The 16618-nt window shown below is 71.0% G+C and carries 14 protein-coding genes; 4 read left to right on the forward strand and 10 right to left on the reverse strand.

The genetic code is table 11. The features are described from left to right. Positions 1-21 precede the first annotated feature (21 nt). From ACF1A1_RS02175 to coxB, 4 genes are all read right to left on the reverse strand, one after another. On the reverse strand, positions 22-1371 hold the full coding sequence (locus tag ACF1A1_RS02175; protein ID WP_391644492.1) for an Ig-like domain-containing protein: 1350 nt from the start codon (positions 1369-1371) through the stop codon (positions 22-24). A 131-nt stretch (positions 1372-1502) separates the two neighbouring features. Then, positions 1503-1901 (reverse strand): cytochrome c oxidase subunit 4, encoded by a 399-nt coding sequence (locus tag ACF1A1_RS02180; protein WP_391644494.1) that lies wholly within the window; start codon positions 1899-1901, stop codon positions 1503-1505. Next, positions 1898-3634, reverse strand: a complete 1737-nt coding sequence (gene ctaD, locus ACF1A1_RS02185) for a cytochrome c oxidase subunit I (RefSeq protein ID WP_391644496.1) — start codon at positions 3632-3634, stop codon at positions 1898-1900. The genes ACF1A1_RS02180 and ctaD overlap by 4 nt, the downstream gene beginning before the upstream one ends. Further along, positions 3631-4590 (reverse strand): cytochrome c oxidase subunit II, encoded by a 960-nt coding sequence (coxB, locus tag ACF1A1_RS02190; protein WP_391644498.1) that lies wholly within the window; start codon positions 4588-4590, stop codon positions 3631-3633. Before coxB ends, ctaD begins: the two co-directional genes overlap by 4 nt. Positions 4591-4881: 291 nt before the next feature. Between coxB and ACF1A1_RS02195 the strand changes: the two genes are divergently transcribed. After that, positions 4882-6267: a cysteine desulfurase/sulfurtransferase TusA family protein gene (locus ACF1A1_RS02195; protein ID WP_391644500.1), complete on the forward strand. Its 1386-nt coding sequence runs from the start codon at positions 4882-4884 to the stop codon at positions 6265-6267. Positions 6268-6357: 90 nt separating this feature from the next. Here ACF1A1_RS02195 and ACF1A1_RS02200 read toward each other — a convergent pair whose 3' ends face one another. Continuing rightward, on the reverse strand, positions 6358-7332 hold the full coding sequence (locus ACF1A1_RS02200) for a carbohydrate kinase family protein (protein WP_391644502.1): 975 nt from the start codon (positions 7330-7332) through the stop codon (positions 6358-6360). A gap of 129 nt (positions 7333-7461) precedes the next feature. On the opposite strand from ACF1A1_RS02200, the gene ACF1A1_RS02205 reads away from it, so the two are divergent. Continuing rightward, positions 7462-7671, forward strand: coding sequence for a hypothetical protein (locus ACF1A1_RS02205; protein ID WP_391644504.1), 210 nt, complete (start codon positions 7462-7464; stop codon positions 7669-7671). Positions 7672-7871: 200 nt separating this feature from the next. Beyond that, positions 7872-9794 carry a hypothetical protein gene (locus ACF1A1_RS02210; RefSeq protein WP_391644506.1) on the forward strand — a complete coding sequence of 641 codons (1923 nt, stop codon included), beginning with the start codon at positions 7872-7874 and terminating at the stop codon, positions 9792-9794. Positions 9795-9888: 94 nt separating this feature from the next. On the opposite strand, the gene erpA is transcribed toward ACF1A1_RS02210, so the two are convergent. After that, complete coding sequence (erpA, locus tag ACF1A1_RS02215) at positions 9889-10245, reverse strand: iron-sulfur cluster insertion protein ErpA (protein WP_391644508.1); 357 nt, start codon at positions 10243-10245, stop codon at positions 9889-9891. Positions 10246-10524: 279 nt separating this feature from the next. On the opposite strand from erpA, the gene nadA reads away from it, so the two are divergent. Beyond that, positions 10525-11709, forward strand: coding sequence for a quinolinate synthase NadA (nadA, locus tag ACF1A1_RS02220; protein WP_391644510.1), 1185 nt, complete (start codon positions 10525-10527; stop codon positions 11707-11709). 39 nt (positions 11710-11748) lie between these two features. On the opposite strand, the gene ACF1A1_RS02225 is transcribed toward nadA, so the two are convergent. From ACF1A1_RS02225 to ACF1A1_RS02240, 4 genes are all read right to left on the reverse strand, one after another. Continuing rightward, positions 11749-13998 (reverse strand): PQQ-binding-like beta-propeller repeat protein, encoded by a 2250-nt coding sequence (locus tag ACF1A1_RS02225; protein ID WP_391644512.1) that lies wholly within the window; start codon positions 13996-13998, stop codon positions 11749-11751. Between the two features lie 264 nt (positions 13999-14262). Next, entirely contained in the window at positions 14263-14943 is a 681-nt protein-coding gene (locus ACF1A1_RS02230) for a response regulator (RefSeq protein ID WP_391644514.1), read from the reverse strand. After that, positions 14940-16169, reverse strand: a complete 1230-nt coding sequence (locus tag ACF1A1_RS02235; RefSeq protein WP_391644516.1) for a sensor histidine kinase — start codon at positions 16167-16169, stop codon at positions 14940-14942. Before ACF1A1_RS02235 ends, ACF1A1_RS02230 begins: the two co-directional genes overlap by 4 nt. A gap of 139 nt (positions 16170-16308) precedes the next feature. Further along, on the reverse strand, positions 16309-16593 hold the full coding sequence (locus tag ACF1A1_RS02240; protein ID WP_391644518.1) for a hypothetical protein: 285 nt from the start codon (positions 16591-16593) through the stop codon (positions 16309-16311). Positions 16594-16618 lie beyond the last annotated feature (25 nt).

Here is a 16618-nt window from a genome sequence, read left to right on the forward strand (position 1 = left end):
GCCGAGCGCCCAGGTAACACGTCACACGGCCGTCGGCCGGAGCCGTGACGGGTCCTGCTCGGGCTTCTGCTCACCGGTGGTCAGCACGCTGCCGGCACGCCACTTCTCCCAGTCGATGTTCCAGTCGCCGAAGCCGTTGCCGAACGTCTCCATCGTGTGGCCGTAGCTGTTGACGACCTGGACGACGTCGCCCTCCCGGACGTTGGCGAAGAACCACGAGGCGTTCTCGGTGCTCATGCCGGTGCAGCCGTGGCTGACGTTGGCGTAGCCCTGGGAGCCGACGGACCAAGGGGCGGCGTGCACGTACTCGCCGCTCCAGGTGACGCGGGTGGCGTAGTAGACGGGCAGGTCGTAGGACTCCGCGGAGCCCTCGGCGATGCCGACGGTGGTACCGCGCATGCGTACGAAGTACTCCTTGCCCAGGACGACCTTGACGCCGTTGCGGGTCTCGAAGCCGGGCTTGCCGGTGGTGACGGGGATCTGCTTGATCTGCTCGCCGTTCTTGAAGACGGTCAGGGAGTGCGCCGCGGCGTCGGTGACGGCGATGACGCGGTCGCCGATGGTGAGCGTGAGGTCCTTCGTCCGTCCGCCCCAGAGGCGGTCGCCGACCTTGATGCCGTCCAGGGTGCTGTGGACGCGGATCGTGGTGTGGGCGGGCCAGTAGTCCTTCGGGCGGTAGTGGAGCTTCTTGTCGTCCACCCAGTGCCAGGCGCCCGGCACTGAGGGATTGGTGTCGACCTTGAGGGCCCGTTCGACGATGGTGCGCTGGGCGGCGTCCTTGACGGGCTGGCTCAGTTCGGCGGTGACGGGCTGGCCGACGCCGTAGGTGCCCGCCCGGGGGCCGAACGCCACCGTCAGGCGCTTCTTGGTGGTGGGCGTGCCCGTGTCGAAGGCGAGGACCCGGCGGCCGGGGGCGCCGTCCTCGTCCTCGGTGCTCACGCGGACCGTGTAGTGGGCGTTGGCGGCGAGCGGCTCGGTGCTGTGCCAGCGGCGGCCGTCGGCGGCGAGTTCGCCGGCCACGTAGCGGCCCGATGCGTCGGCGGCGGTGACGTCGGTGATGCGGTCGCCGGAGTCCTCTGCGGTGATCTCCAGGGGCTTGTCGGGGTCGACCTTCCCGCCCTCGCCCCGCGGGCCGTTGAAGGAGATCCGGTCGCTCGCGTCGTAGGGACGCGAGGCGAGGGGGTTGCCGTCCGAGCCGCAGGCGGTGGCGCCCTCGACCAGGGCGATCACCAACAGCGTGCAGCCGACGACGGTGCGGGGGCGCAGGCGCGCGGGTGCCGGGCGGGTGAGCGCGCGGCGGCCCGAGGGGCTGAGCACGGTCACCTCCTCGGCACCGGCTCCGGCGCCGCGAAAAGACTCAGTCTGGCTCATGAGGATCACGCTAGGGAGCCGTGTCAACCGTGGCGCGCTGGGTGACACGGATGGAGGACCCTCGTTGCGGCAAAAGCGTGAGCCCGGACGCTCCTGACGGAGTGTCCGGGCTCTGCCGCGCTCTGCGTGTGTTACTGGGTGCGGTTCTCACCGCGGTAGTACTCGAAGACCCAGCCCCAGATGCCGATCAGAACCAGCGGGGCGGCGAAGTACAGCAGCCACCAGCCGACCGCGACCCCCAGGAAGGCGAGGGCGCCGCCGATGGCCAGGGAGAGCGGCTGCCAGCTGTGCGGGCTGAAGAAGCCCAGCTCGCCGGCGTCGTCCGCGACGTCCGCCTCCTTGTTGTCCTGGGCACCGGTGTCGACCCGCCGGGCGGTGAAGCCCAGATAGAAGCCGACCATGATGCACAGGCCGAAGGCCAGGAAGAGGGCCGTGGTGCCGGCCGGCTCCTTCGACCACACGCCATAGACGACCGCCATGGCGAGGACGAAGACGCTCAGCCAGATGAACATCTTGCCCTGGATCTTCACTTGCCGGCCTCCTTGCTGCCCGAGATGGCGCTGGCGCCGTGACCGGCGTGCTCCAGCTGCTCCAGAGCGGCGATCTCAGGGTGGTGCAGGTCGAACGCCGGGGATTCGCTGCGGATCCGCGGCAGGGTGAGGAAGTTGTGCCGCGGCGGCGGGCAGGAGGTCGCCCACTCCAGGGAGCGGCCGTAGCCCCACGGGTCGTCGACGCCGACCGGCTTGCCGTACTTGGCCGTCTTCCACACGTTGTAGAAGAACGGCAGGATCGACAGGCCGAGGATGAAGGAGCTGATCGTCGAGATCGTGTTCAGGGCGGTGAAGCCGTCGGCCGCGAGGTAGTCCGCGTAGCGACGCGGCATGCCCTCGGCGCCCAGCCAGTGCTGGACCAGGAAGGTGCCGTGGAAGCCGACGAACAGCGTCCAGAAGGTGATCTTGCCGAGGCGCTCGTCGAGCATCTTGCCGGTCATCTTCGGCCACCAGAAGTGGAAGCCGGAGAACATCGCGAAGACGACGGTGCCGAAGACGACGTAGTGGAAGTGCGCCACCACGAAGTACGAGTCGGAGACGTGGAAGTCCATCGGCGGCGAGGCCAGGATGACGCCGGTCAGACCACCGAAGGTGAAGGTGATCAGGAAGCCGGTCGCCCACAGCATCGGCGTCTCGAAGGACAGGCTGCCCTTCCACATCGTGCCGATCCAGTTGAAGAACTTCACGCCGGTCGGGACGGCGATGAGGAACGTCATGAAGGAGAAGAACGGCAGCAGCACACCACCGGTGACGTACATGTGGTGCGCCCACACCGTCACGGACAGACCGGCGATCGAGATGGTCGCGGCGATCAGGCCCATGTAGCCGAACATCGGCTTGCGGGAGAAGACCGGGATGACCTCGGAGATGATGCCGAAGAACGGCAGGGCGATGATGTACACCTCTGGGTGGCCGAAGAACCAGAAGAGGTGTTGCCACAGCAACGCGCCGCCGTTGGCCGCGTCGAAGATGTGGGCACCGAACTTGCGGTCCGCCTCCAGGGCGAACAGCGCGGCCGCCAGGACCGGGAAGGCCAGCAGGACCAGGACACCGGTCAGCAGGACGTTCCAGGTGAAGATCGGCATGCGGAACATGGTCATGCCCGGGGCGCGCATGCAGATGATCGTGGTGATGAAGTTGACCGAGCCGAGGATCGTGCCGAAGCCGGAGAAGGCCAGACCCATGATCCACATGTCGGCGCCGATGCCCGGGCTGCGGACCGCGTCCGACAGCGGGGAGTAGGCGAACCAGCCGAAGTCGGCGGCACCGTCCGGGGTGAGGAAGCCACCGACGGCGATGAGCGAGCCGAACAGGTAGAGCCAGTAGGCGAACATGTTCAGCCGCGGGAAGGCCACGTCCGGCGCGCCGATCTGCAGCGGCATGATCCAGTTCGCGAAGCCGGCGAACAGCGGCGTCGCGAACATCAGCAGCATGATCGTGCCGTGCATCGTGAACGCCTGGTTGAACTGCTCGTTCGACATGATCTGCAGGCCCGGACGGGCCAGCTCGGCGCGCATGAAGAGCGCCATCACGCCGCCGATGACGAAGAACGCGAACGACGTGACGAGGTACAGCGTGCCGATCGTCTTGTGGTCAGTCGTGGTCAGCCACTTGACGACGACTTCGCCGCGGCGCTGGCGCCGGACCGGCAGCTCGTCCTCGTAGTGGGACCCTGCTGCCGCGGCACCCTGGGGTTCGTTGAGGATGCTCACAGGTTTGTCGTCTCCCGGTTCTTCTCGTGGCTCGTCTGCTCGATGCCCGCGGGAACGTAACCGGTCTGCCCCTTCTTGGCGAGGTCCTTGAGGTGCTGCTCGTAACGCTCGGGGGAGACGACCTTCACGTTGAACAGCATCCGGGAGTGGTCGACGCCGCAGAGCTCGGCGCACTTGCCCAGGAAGGTGCCCTCCTTGTTGGGGGTCACCTGGAAGGCATTGGTGTGGCCCGGGATGACGTCCTGCTTCATCAGGAACGGCACCACCCAGAAGGAGTGGATGACGTCACGCGAGGTGAGGACGAAGCGGACCGTCTTGCCCTCGGGGAGCCAGAGGGTCGGGCCGGGGTTGTTGGTCTGCGGGTTCCGCTCACCGGGGGTGCCGCAGGTGTAGACGCCGCCCGCGTTGTCCGGGAACTCGTCCTTGTAGCGGTCCGGGATCGCGGCCAGGTTCTCGTCGGTCTTCGCGTTGCCGGTGGAACCGTCGACGTTCTCGATGTAGTTGAAGCACCAGCTCCACTGGAAGCCGACCACGTTGACCGTGACGTCGGGCTTCTTCTCCAGGTCGAGGAGCTTCGACTCGTCGCGGGCCGTGAAGTAGAACAGCACCGAGACGATGATGATCGGGACCACCGTGTACAGGGCCTCGATCGGCATGTTGTACCGAGTCTGCGGAGGAACCTCGACCTTGGTGCGGCTGCGCCGGTGGAATATCGCACTCCACAGGATGAGGCCCCACACCAGCACGCCGACGGCGAGCGCGGCAGCCCATGATCCCTGCCACAGGGAGAGGATCCGCGGAGCCTCTTCGGTGGTGGGGGTGGGCATACCAAGGCGGGGGAAGTCCTCGTATGTGCAACCGGTTGCGGTCGCAAGGACCAGGCCCGCGGTCAGTGCCTGCAGCAGCTTCCGCCGCATCGGGCGCCGCGGCGAGCGGTCGGAGCCGTTGGGACTCACGTAGCGCCTTCCCGAGAGTCTCGCCCGCGCGGATCGGCTGCGGCCTTCTCGCTGGTCGGTCGCCGCCCTGCGTCGGGCAGGGGTTTGGATGTTTATGCGGACCAAACCCTAGCCGACGCCTTTCGGGGGTTCGCGGGGAGGGTGGCATACGCGCCGCGGGTCACCCCGAAGGGGTGGGAAGGCCCGTCTGATAACTCGGGAATGCGGCTTGTGGTGCGCGTGCGGTTCCCGTTGCCGCCGGCGCGGTTCCCGGCGCCCCGGTGGAGCGGGCGCACGCTTTACCGTTGCCGTATGCCCTACTTCGACGCGGCGTCCGCCGCTCCTCTCCACCCCATCGCCCGGCAGGCGCTGTTGGCCTCGCTCGACGAGGGGTGGGCGGATCCCGCACGTCTGTACAGGGAGGGGCGGCGGGCGCGGATGTTGCTCGACGCGGCGCGGGAGGCCGCGGCGGAGGTCGTGGGGTGCCGGGCGGACGAGTTGGTGTTCACGTCGTCCGGGACGCGGGCCGTGCACAGCGGGATCGCGGGGACGTTGGCGGGGCGGCGCCGTACCGGACGCCACCTGATCGTGTCAGCGGTCGAACATTCCTCGGTGCTCCATTCGGCAGAGGTGTTCGAGGCGGACGGCGGGGCCGTGACACGGGTGCCGGTGCGGCGGTCGGGTGCGGTGACGGTGGAGGCGTACGAGGGGGCGCTGCGGCCGGACACCGCGCTGGCCTGCCTTCAGTCGGCCAACCACGAGGTGGGGACCGAGCAGCCGGTGGCGGCGGTGGCCGAGGTGTGCCGGGAGGCGGGCGTGCCGTTGCTGGTGGACGCCGCCCAGTCGCTGGGGTGGGGGCCGGTGGAGGGGCCCTGGTCGCTGCTGGCGGCGAGTGCGCACAAGTGGGGCGGGCCGTCGGGGGTGGGGTTGCTGGTGGTGCGCAAGGGGGTGCGGTTCGCCGCCCAAGGGCCCGCCGACGAGCGGGAGTCGGGGCGGGCGGCCGGCTTCGAGAACCTTCCGGCGATCGTGGCGGCGGCGGCCTCGCTGCGGGCGGTGCGGGCCGAGGCGGCGGCCGAGGCGGTGCGGCTGCGGGAGCTGACGGAGCGGATCCGGGCGCGGGTGCCGGAGCTGGTGCCGGACGTGGAGGTGGTCGGGGATCCGGAGCGCCGGCTGCCCGGGGTCGTGACCTTCTCGTGTCTCTATGTCGACGGCGAGACACTGCTGCACGAACTGGACCGGGAGGGTTTCTCGGTCTCGTCCGGGTCGTCGTGCACGAGCAGCACGCTCACGCCGAGCCATGTGCTGAGGGCGATGGGGGTGCTGAGCGAGGGCAACGTACGGGTGTCGCTCCCGCCGGGGGCGGCGGAGGAGGACGTGGAGCGGTTCCTGGCGGTGCTGCCGGGGGCGGTGGCGGGGGTGCGGGAGAAGCTGGGCGCGCCGGCTCCGGTGGCGCAGGTGCGGGACCCCGGCGAGGACGCCCTCGTCGTGGACGCCCTCGGCAAGCGCTGCCCGATCCCCGTCATCGAGCTGGCGAAGGTCATCGGGGACGTCCCGGTGGGCGGCACGGTCCGGGTGCTGTCCGACGACGAGGCGGCGCGGCTCGACATCCCCGCGTGGTGTGCGATGCGGGGCCAGGAGTACGTGGGTGAGGAGCCGGCGGACCGGGGCTCGGCCTATCTGGTCCGCCGCCTCGGCTGACGCGCGTCCTTCCGGACCGGCGCCGGGTCAGCTCACGGGGTGCTTCTGACCGGCGCCGGGTGAACCCAGGCGCTTCTGACCGGCGCCGGGTCAGCTCAGGTGCTTCTGGACCTCGGCGGCGGCCTCGTCGCCGTAGGCCTGGGTGAAGCGGTCCATGAAGTGGGCGCGGCGGAGCTGGTACTCCTGGGTGCCGACCGTCTCGATGACGAGGGTCGCGAGCATGCAGCCGACCTGGGCGGCGCGCTCCAGGGAGACGCCCCAGGCCAGACCGGAGAGGAAACCGGCGCGGAACGCGTCGCCGACACCGGTCGGGTCGGCCTTGCGCTCCTCCAGGGGGCAGCCGACCTCGATGGGGTCCTCGCCGACCCGTTCGATACGGACGCCGCGCGAGCCCAGGGTGGTCACGCGGTGGCCGACCTTGGCGAGGATCTCCGCGTCGCTCCAGCCGGTCTTGGACTCGATGAGGCCCTTCTCGTACTCGTTGGAGAAGAGGTAGGTCGCCCCGTCCATCAGGATGCGGATCTCCTCGCCGCCCATCCGGGCGATCTGCTGGGAGAAGTCGGCGGCGAAGGGGATGTTCCGGGAGCGGCACTCCTCGGTGTGGCGGAGCATCGCCTCCGGGTCGTCGGCGCCGATCAGGACCAGGTCGAGACCGCCGACGCGGTCGGCGACGGTCTTCAGCTCGATCAGACGGGCCTCGCTCATCGCACCGGTGTAGAAGGAGCCGATCTGGTTGTGGTCGGCGTCCGTCGTGCACACGAAGCGGGCGGTGTGCAGCGTCTCGGAGATACGGACGGACTCGGTGTCCACCCCGTTCCGGTCGAGCCAGGCGCGGTACTCGTCGAAGTCGGCGCCCGCGGCACCGACCAGGATGGGATCGGTGCCGAGCTGCCCCATGCCGAAGGCGATGTTCGCGCCGACCCCGCCGCGCCGTACGTCCAGCTTGTCGACCAGGAAGGACAGCGAGACCGTGTGGAGCTGGTCCGCGACGAGCTGGTCGGCGAAGCGGCCGGGGAACGTCATGAGGTGGTCGGTCGCGATGGAGCCGGTGACTGCGATGCGCACGGCGTGGACTCTCCTGTGGGAGGTGGATTGACAGTTCACGCTACCCGGTCCACCCACGCCACTGAAGCACACGAAACTACCCGATAGTAGATCTTTCTTCGCGGGGGCGACCCTGCATACGGTGCCGCTATGACGAACCTCAAGGTCCACGCCACCGCTCCGGTCGACCTCGAAGGCGACCTGGCGTCGCTGCGCGGCGACTGCGCCCGGATGGCCCCCCACTGGACCGCCCCGGAGAAGCCCGTCTCCCGTCCCGTGCCGCCGTCGCTGATCCACGGCGTGACCGTCCCGGCGTCCTCGGCACGGATGCTGGAGGCGATGCCCGACTACGGCAACTGAGTGTCCCTCTTTTTTCGGACTTTCTTCGGCCTTCCTCGACTTCCTTCGGGCTTTTCGCGGTCTTCCCTCGGGCTTTCTCCGGACTTTCTCCGGCGGGGCGCGTCCGGCGGGGAACCGTGCGCTCCCCCGCTGCGTCCCATCGCTGTCCCCCGTCGAGGGGATGTGAGGTACGTCAGCAGGGCAGCCGAAGGAGCGATGCGGTGAACACCGAGCGACCCGACAACGACGACACCGCGCGCGGGCCTGAGGACCGGGGTACGCCGGACGGGACCCGCTCGGAAGAGACACGTCCCGAGGAGACCCGTCCCGCAGGAACAGGTCGCGAAGAGACCCGTCCGGAAGAGGCGCGAGCGGAAGAGACCGCTGCGGAAGAGACGGCTACGGAGGAGACCCGTTCGGAGCACCCGGCCGAGGAGAAGGCCGGGGAGGACGGCGCCACGGAGGAGACCGTTGCGGAGCCCACCTCGGAGACCGTCTCGGAGACCGCGGCGAAGCCCGTGCCGCAGCTTGCGTCGGAGACCGCGTCGGAGACCGCGTCCGAGACCGCGTCCGAGACCGCGGGGAAAGAGCCCGTCGCCGCTGCCCCGACCGATGACGCGCCCTCCGACAACCAGCCCGCCGGAGACCAGCCCGCCGGAGACCGGCCTTCCGGCGGCGAGCTCTCCGGCGACGACCTGTCCCATGACGAGCCCTCCGCCGCTCCCCGCCACCGCTCCGCCGTGCTCGTGGCCTCCGTCGCCGCCGCCGTTCTGCTGGTGGGCGGCGGAGGTGCCTACCTCGCCGCCAGTACGGTGGGCGGCTCCGGCGGCTCGGGACCGGGAGCACCGGGTGCGGACGGCACTCCCCCGGCGCTCGTGCTCGACGACTACGTCGGCGGCCCTTCCGCCGGCGCCACGAGCGGCGAGGCCACGAACGGCATCGCGCCCGGCGAGCCGAACCCGTACGGGGTCACCTACCGGGCCGGCGGCACCCTCCCGGACGGCCCCGGCTCCGCGCCGGTGTACTGGGCGAAGGGCGAGGTCACCCAGGCCGAGGTGACCCGGCTGGCGGCCGCGCTGGGCGTCGAGGGGACGCCGGTGACCGAGGGGCAGGACTGGAGGGTCGGGTCCGGCAAGGACGGCTCTGGCCCGGTGCTGCGGGTGAACAAGCAGGCGCCCGGCCTGTGGACGTTCAGCCGGTACGCGCCCGGCACCGACGCCTGCGAGGGCGCCACCGTCTGCACCAAGGATCCCGCGGCCCCGGCCGGCGACCCGGTGAGCGAGGCGGCCGCGAAGAAGGCGGCGGCGCCGGTCCTGAAGACCCTCGGCCAGGACGACGCCAAGATCGACGCGAGCCAGGTGATGGGCGCCCAGCGGGTCGTGAACGCCGACCCCGAGGTCGGCGGCCTGCCCACCCAGGGGTGGACGACCGGCGTCTTCGTCAACGCGCAGGGCGAGGTCGTCGGCGGGAACGGGCAGCTGAAGGCGCCGGTGAAGGGCGAGACGTATCCGGTGCTGAGCGCGCAGGAGACGCTGGACCGGATGAACGCGGCACCGGGAACCGATCACCGGATGGGGATCGGGGGCTGCGCCAGCCCGGCGCCGTTGGAGGACCGGCTGGAGAGCCCGTGCGGTGGGTCGACGGACGTTCCGCAGAAGGAGACGCTCACGGTCGAGGACGCGGTGTTCGGGCTCGCCCCGCACGCCTCGGGCGGACGGCAGGTGCTGGTGCCGTCCTGGCTGTTCGAGGTGAAGGGGGCCGCGGACGACTACACGGTGACGCACCCGGCCGTCGAGCCGGAGTACCTGAGCTCGCCGGCGGCGTCGACGCCGTCCGGGGAACCGTCCTCGGGCACGCAGACCACTGAGGTGCAGGTCGAGGGCTACACCGCCGAGGGCAGGGAGCTGACCGTGAGCTTCACGGGCGGGGTGTGCTCCGACTACAAGGTGACGGCGGCGGAGACCGACGACGAGGTGAAGGTCACCGTGACGGCGACGTCCCAGCCGGACAGGGTCTGCATCATGATCGCCAAGGTCTTCCACCGGACCGTCCAGCTGGACGAGCCGCTGGGCGGGCGGACCGTGGTCGGGTCGGACGGCCGGGAGATCCCGCTGGAGAAGCCCGGGGCGCGGCTGCCGCGGTAAGGCCCAGTCCCCGTACACGCGAAGGCGGCGGCCCCCAGGAGGGGGTCGCCGCCTTCGGTCGTTGTGGCCGGCTCGGCCGAAAGGAGTCGCCGGCTCAGCTGAAGGAGTCGCCGCAGGCGCAGGAGCCCGTCGCGTTCGGGTTGTCGATCGTGAAGCCCTGCTTCTCGATCGTGTCCACGAAGTCGATCGTGGCGCCGCCCAGGTAGGGGGCGCTCATGCGGTCGGTGACGACCTTGACTCCGTCGAAGTCCTTCTCCACGTCGCCGTCGAGGGAACGCTCGTCGAAGAAGAGCTGGTAGCGCAGGCCGGAGCAGCCGCCGGGCTGGACGGCCACGCGCAGGGCGAGGTCGTCACGGCCTTCCTGGTCGAGCAGGGTCTTGACCTTGGACGCGGCGGCGTCGGTCAGGATGATGCCGTCGGTGACGGTGCTGGTCTCGTCCGATACGGACATCTACATCTCTCCAAGGGTGTGCGGAGACTGCTTGCCGACGGTTGCAACCGGCGGGGCCGCGGATTCATTCCGGGTCGGGCAACTTCTCTTTTCGCCTGTTCCTTCATGCTCGCACACGCGCGGGGCAGCGAACAGCGGCGCATTCGGCCGACGCGGGACAAGCCGCCCCGGCGGCACCGGGATTCATGTCACATCGACGCAATGACCATCGTCAAAGTGACGTGAAGCAGGTTATGATAGATAGCGTCAGTTCGACGAAAAGTAGAAAGGGTGCGTGTCGTGACCACCGCCCAGACCACGGAGCTCGACGTACAGCCGACTCCGCTCGCCCTGTTGTTGCTCGGCCGTGAGGCCGACCCGAAGAGCGAGCGGGGCGTCGAGTGTCCCGGCGACCTGCCCTCCCCGTCCGACCCGGACCTGGTGGAGCGGGCCCGCGCGGCCAAGGAGAAGCTCGGTGACAAGGTCTTCGTCCTCGGTCACCACTACCAGCGCGACGAGGTCATCCAGTTCGCCGACGTCACGGGCGACTCCTTCAAGCTGGCCCGGGACGCGGCCGCGCGCCCGGAGGCCGAGTACATCGTGTTCTGCGGTGTGCACTTCATGGCCGAGTCCGCGGACATCCTGACGTCCGACGACCAGAAGGTCGTCCTGCCCGACCTCGCCGCCGGCTGCTCGATGGCCGACATGGCGACGGCCGAGCAGGTCGCCGAGTGCTGGGACGTGCTGACCGAGGCCGGTGTCGCCGAGCAGGTCGTGCCCGTCTCGTACATGAACTCCTCCGCGGACATCAAGGCCTTCACCGGCAGGCACGGTGGCACCATCTGCACCTCGTCGAACGCCCGGCGGGCACTGGAGTGGGCCTTCGAGCAGGGGGAGAAGGTGCTCTTCCTGCCCGACCAGCACCTCGGCCGGAACACCGCGGTGCGGGACATGGGCATGTCCCTCGAGGACTGCGTGGTCTACAACCCGCACAAGCCGAACGGCGGGCTGACCGCCGAGCAGCTGCGCGACGCGAAGATGATCCTGTGGCGCGGCCACTGCTCGGTGCACGGCCGCTTCAGCCTGGAGTCGGTGGAGGACGTGCGCGCCCGCATCCCCGGCGTCAACGTGCTGGTCCACCCGGAGTGCCGGCACGAGGTCGTGGCCGCGGCGGACTACGTCGGGTCGACCGAGTACATCATCAAGGCCCTGGAGGCCGCCCCGGCCGGCTCGAAGTGGGCGATCGGCACCGAGCTGAACCTGGTGCGCCGACTGGCGAACCGTTTCGCGCCCGAGGGCAAGGAGATCGTGTTCCTCGACCGCACGGTCTGCTTCTGCTCGACCATGAACCGCATCGACCTCCCCCACCTGGTGTGGACCCTGGAGTCCCTCGCCGAGGGCAAGCTGGTCAACCGCATCCAGGTCGACGAGGAGACCGAGGCGTTCGCGAAGCTGGCGCTGGAGCGGATGCTGGCGCTGCCGTAGCGCCGTCCCGCACCACCGGTCCGGCGTCGGGGAGAGCGCTCACCCCGGCGCCGGTTTGCGCTCGGGGTGGGCCGGGTCGACGCTGAAGACCGTGCCGTCGGGGGTCGACACCACCGGGGCGCCCCCGTTGAGGAACACCTCGGCCGAGGGCCAGCCGCCGTTCCCCAGATGGTCGGCGCGCGGGTAGGACTCCCACAGCAGGGTTCCCCCGGCCACGTCGAGGGCGGCCACGCGCCCGCTCGCGCTGGCCAGGTACACGGTGCGCCCCTGCTGGTCCGCCACGGGCTCGCCCGGCTGCTCCAGGGTCGTCCGGGTCTGCCACAGCAGCTTGCCCGTCCGGGGCGAGACGGAGGTCACCTGACCACTGGAGGTGACGAAGAAGAGCGTGCCGTGCGCCAGGGACAGCTCGCCGCGCTGGTCCTGCGCCAGCTTCCTCGTCTCCGCCGCGCCGGTGTCGGGGTCGACGAGGACGAGGCCGGTGTACGCCGTGTCCCCGAGGCTCGTGTCGTCGTCCTCGCTCCACCGCGCGAAGACCAGCCGGCCGTCCAGGGTGCCGAGGTGGGTGACGGAACCCGTGAGGGTCGTCAGACGGCGCGTCGTGCCGTCGGCCGGGTCGAAGGCGTAGAAGAGGGTGTCGTCGGAGTTCTCCTCGTAGGGGCTGCACTCCGCGTACGGGCGGCCGCCGAAATCGTGGAGACCGCAGTAGTGGCCCGCGGGCAGCGCCGCCGTCCAGCGCCTGGTGCCCTCGCGCGCGGAGCGGGCGGTCACCGAGCGGCCGTCGCCCTCCGGGGCCAGGACCAGTTCGCCGGAGACGACCAGGTCGGTGTTCTCGTCGTTGACGACGCGGGACCACAGCCGCTTGCCGCTCTCGGCGTCGAGGGCGACGACGGTGGTCACGCTGTCCTCGTCCGACCCGCTGTCGACCATCTGCTGCACGAGCACCGTGCCGTCGCGCACCCCGAGGATCCAGCCCGAGTAGAGGTCGCGCTTCACCCCGGACGGCACGGAGTCGGCCCGCCAGAGGGTCCTGCCGGTCGCACCGTCCAGCCGGACCGGCAGGACGGAGCCGCCGCTGCAGTAGACGGCACCCTCGGCGAACCGGCAGGACGGTGTTCCCTCGACGCCTTCGCCGCCCTGGTCCTGCGCCTTCTTCACGCCCTGCTCGGCGGCCGAGTACACCGTCGTCTGCCAGGGCTTCCAGCCCTCGGGGAGGGCGCCCCAGCGGGAGGTCGCGGACGCCGACGGGCTGGGCGAACCGCCCGCCTCCGCGGCATCGCCGCCCTTCAACGGGCCGAGGACCAGGTAGACCGAGAGGGCGACGGCCAGCACCCCGGCCGCGCCGGCCACGACCGGCAGCCGGCGCAAGCGGGACCGGCGGACGGGCCCGCCCGACGCCGCGTCCACCGCGGTCGGGGTCCGGGGCTCCTCGGTCCCGAGCGGGGGCAGCCGCAGCGTCACCGTGTGCGCGTCGCCGGGCGCCGGTTCGGGCAGGGCGGCCGCGAACTCCTGGGCCAGTTCGTCGAGGTCGGGCCGGTCGGCGATCTCCTTGACCAGACAGCGGGCCAGCGTCGCGCGCAGCGGCTCGGCCACCGAGTCCAGCGCCGGCTGCTCGTTCATCACCCGGTACGCCGTGAGATAGGGGCTGTCGGCGTCGAAGGGGCCGCGGCCCGTCGCCGCGAACACCAGCAGCGCCCCCAGGGAGAAGACGTCCGAGGCGGGGCCCACCGAACGGGAGTCGATGAACTGCTCCGGGGACATGAACGGCGGGGTGCCGATCGCCTTGCCGGTCTCCGTCAGCGTCTGGTTCTCGGCGGCACGGGAGATGCCGAAGTCGATGACGCGGGGGCCGTCCTCGGCCACCAGGACGTTCGCGGGCTTGAGGTCGCGGTGCACGACCCCGGCCCGGTGGATGTCGCGCAGCGCCTCCACCAGGCCCAGCGCGAGCCGCCGCAACTCCACGCCCCGCAGGGGGCCGTCGGCCCGGATCCGGGCGGCGAGCGAGGGCGCGGGCACGTACTGGGTGGCCATCCAGGGCCGTACGGCGTCCGGGTCGGCGTCCACGACCGGTGCGGTGAAGGCGCCGCTCACCTTGCGGACGGCCTCGATCTCCTGGCGGAAACGGGTGCGGAAGACGGGGTCCTCGGCGTACTGGGCGTGCACCACCTTGACGGCGACCTCACGCCCCGATCTCGACCTCCCCCGGTAGACGACCCCCATGCCTCCGGCCCCCAGCCGGTCGACGATCCGGTATCCGCCGACCGACCTCGGGTCGTCCCTGTGCAGTGGCACCGCCCCGATCCCCTTCCCCCGCAGAGCAGTTCGAGATCACAGGATAGGAAAACCCCGCGGGGGAAAGGGAGTCGGCGGGGCCGTTCCCACACGTCCTACACGCCGGCCGGCTCCGCCATCCGCTCCGGCTCGTGGAAAAGGCGCGGAAGGCACAGATGAGCGCCCGCCCCTACACCCTGAGCCATCGGGAACGGCTGATCCGTAAGCCCCAGGTCCATTTCCCTGCACGGCGCCTACTCCGGGCGCAGTACGGCCGGGTGGAACTCAGTCCACCCTCGGACGGACCAGTCCGGACTCGTACGCGACCACCACGAGCTGGGCCCGGTCGCGGGCGCCCAGCTTGGCCATGGCCCGGTTGACGTGCGTCTTCACGGTCAGCGGGCTGACCTCCAGACGTTCGGCGATCTCATCGTTGGAGTGGCCGCCGGCGACCTGGACGAGCACCTCGCGCTCGCGGACGGTGAGCGCGTCCAGCCGTTCCGCGCGGCCCGGGTCTCGGTCGTCGTCGGTGCCGCCCTGGGCGAGGAAGCGGGCGATCAGGCCCTTGGTGGCGGTCGGCGAGAGCAGGGCCTCACCGCCCGCGGCGATCCGGATGGCGTTGAGGAGTTCCTCCGGCTCGCTGCCCTTGCCGAGGAAGCCGGAGGCGCCCGCGCGCAGCGACTGCACGACGTAGTCGTCGACCTCGAAGGTCGTCAGGATCACCACGCGCACCTGCGCGAGGGCCGGGTCGGCGCTGATCAGGCGGGTGGCGGCGAGCCCGTCGGTGCCGGGCATGCGGATGTCCATCAGGACGACGTCCGCGTGCTGCTCCTTGGCCAGCCGGACGGCCTCGGCGCCGTCGGACGCCTCACCGACGACCTCCATGTCGGGCTCGGAGTCGACGAGCACGCGGAACGCGCTGCGCAGCAGTGCCTGGTCGTCGGCGAGCAGGACACGGATGGTCATACGGAGTCCCCCGGTTCTCCCGTGGCGGCGGTACGGACCTTGATCGGCAGGATGGCATGGACGCGGAAGCCGCCTCCGTAGCGGGGCCCGGTGGTGAGGGTGCCGCGCAGGGCGGTGACGCGTTCGCGCATGCCGAGCAGCCCGTGGCCGCCGCCCTCCTGCGGGCCCGTCGCGTCGCCGGCGCCGTCGTCGAGGACGGTGACCTCGATGTGGGGTCCCACGCGGACGACGCTGACCTCGGCCTTGGCGTCCGGTCCCGCGTGCTTCTGCACGTTGGTCAGGGCCTCCTGGATGATGCGGTAGGCGGCCAGGCCGACGGCGGCCGGGAGCGTGGTGTCGTGGTCGGCGCGGGCGACCACGACCTGGAGGCCGGCGCTGCGGAAGGTGCCGGCGAGTTCGTCGAGGCGGTCCAGGCCGGGGGCCGGTTCGGTCGGGGCCTCGGGGTCGCCGGACTGGCGCAGGAGACCGACGGTGGCGCGCAGCTCGTTGAGGGCGGAGCGGCTGGCCTCCCGGACGTGCGCGAGGGCCTCCTTGGCCTGGTCGGGGCGCTTGTCCATGACGTGGGCGGCGACTCCGGCCTGCACGTTGACCAGGGCGATGTGGTGGGCGACGACGTCGTGCAGGTCGCGGGCGATGCGCAGGCGTTCCTCGGCGACCCGGCGGCGGGCCTCCTCCTCGCGGGTGCGTTCCGCCCGCTCGGCGCGCTCGCGGATGGCCTGCACGACGGCCCTGCGACTGCGGACGGCGTCGCCGGCGGTGGCGCCGATGCCGGTCCACGCCAGGATCGCGAGGTTGTCCTGGGCGTACCAGGGCAGCGGACCCGCGAGCATCGCGGCACCGGTCAGGACCGTCATGGTGAGCAGGCCCGCCCGCACGGTCGTGGGCCGGTCGGTGGTGGCGGCGACGGTGTAGAGGGCGATGACGGCGGACATGGCGATCGGGGCGCGGGGGTCGCCGGTGACGAACTCGACGACGGAGAGGGTGCCGGTGAGGGCGAGGACCGTCATGGGGGCGCTGCGGCGGAAGACGAGCGTGACGGCGCCGAGGGTCATCAGCAGCAGGCTGAGCGGGTCCGGGGTGCGGACGCTCCAGCTGACGCGGTGCTCGCCGTGCGGATCCACGAAGGAGCCGGCCAGCATGCACAGGAGTACGGCGGCGGCGAGGAAGGCGTCGAGGGCGAGGGGGTGTGCTTTCAGCCGGCGCTGGGCTCGGGCCAGGGGAGTCAAGGGTGCCGTGCCTTCTCGAGTGGCCTTCGCTGGGTGCGGGCGTCGCCGGGTCTGCCGCTCCCGGTCCCGCTTCGGCCTGAACGGCCCGGTCCTCAGTCTCCCCCGGGCGGCCCGGTGGTGACCGACCGGCGCCGGTCGGTCATCGCCAGCCCGGGATCAACCCGTCGTCGCTGAGCATCTCCCGGACCTCCTCCAGGCTCGCGTCCGGGGCCGGGAGGATCAGTTCCGAGGGTTCCAGGGAGTCGTCCGGAAGGGGGGTGCCGAGGCGGCGGACGGCGTCCAGGAGGGCGCCGAGGGTGCGGTGGAAGCCCTCGTCGTCGCCGCCCTCCATCTCGGCGAGCAGCTCGTCGTCCAGCTTGTTCAGCTCGACGAAGTGGGAGTCGGCCAGCTTCCACTGGCCCTCCCCCATGATCCGCACGATCATGTCGCCCTCCTCGGCTCCGGTCCCC

This window comes from Streptomyces sp. NPDC014995 (assembly GCF_043080745.1).
Taxonomy (GTDB): Bacteria; Actinomycetota; Actinomycetes; order Streptomycetales; family Streptomycetaceae; genus Streptomyces.